Source organism: Listeria sp. SHR_NRA_18 (genome assembly GCF_003856515.1).
In the GTDB taxonomy this organism is placed as follows: Bacteria; Bacillota; Bacilli; order Lactobacillales; family Listeriaceae; genus Listeria_A; species Listeria_A newyorkensis.
In genome coordinates this window covers 1-550 of the sequence record NZ_QPKR01000050.1, presented here as the reverse complement: position 1 = coordinate 550, position 550 = coordinate 1, and the positions used below count along the sequence as shown (strand labels likewise).

The following is a 550-nucleotide window of genomic DNA, read 5'->3' as shown; positions in this document are numbered from 1 at the left end:
ACAGAAGACGGGGCGGAAGTGAAGGTATCGGTACGAGGACTTGCCGGAAAAGGATTAGGACAAGCAGCGCGTGAAGTCACCGAAAAATATCTTGGACCGGATGCATATAAGTACAATGGGACGGATAGTAAAGAATTAAATACGATAATGCAGCTCGTCAACTTTTGGAGTTTGTCCCAGTATTATGAACACGGCGGAGCAACACCAATTGTAAGCGAACCGATGGTCTTCACAATTTATTTGGAAAAGGATAAACATGGCGACTATCAACCTACGGAAGATACGCTAAAAGAGCTCTATAAGGGCGCATATGGGACAAATGATTACCAAAAGGATTCGACAACGGAAACAGAAGGAAGTGGCGAGAAACAAGACTTATAGGCACATAGAAAGTGGGTGGCTGTCAGGAAAACTGCCAGTCCTTTTTTTTAAGGTGTTTAGAAAGTAATGTTTTTTACCTAAAAGGAAACAAGAAGTCAAAGGAGAGAGGAAATTGGCAATGGTAGAGACAAAGAAAGAAATGGAAAGCGTGTACCGCCTTCATATCATG

General features: G+C 42.4%; 1 pseudogene. It reads left to right on the top strand.

Annotated features, from left to right (window positions below):
* Positions 1 to 381 (top strand): annotated as a pseudogene (locus tag DUK53_RS17685) (hypothetical protein); the annotation flags it as partial.
* Positions 382 to 550 lie beyond the last annotated feature (169 nt).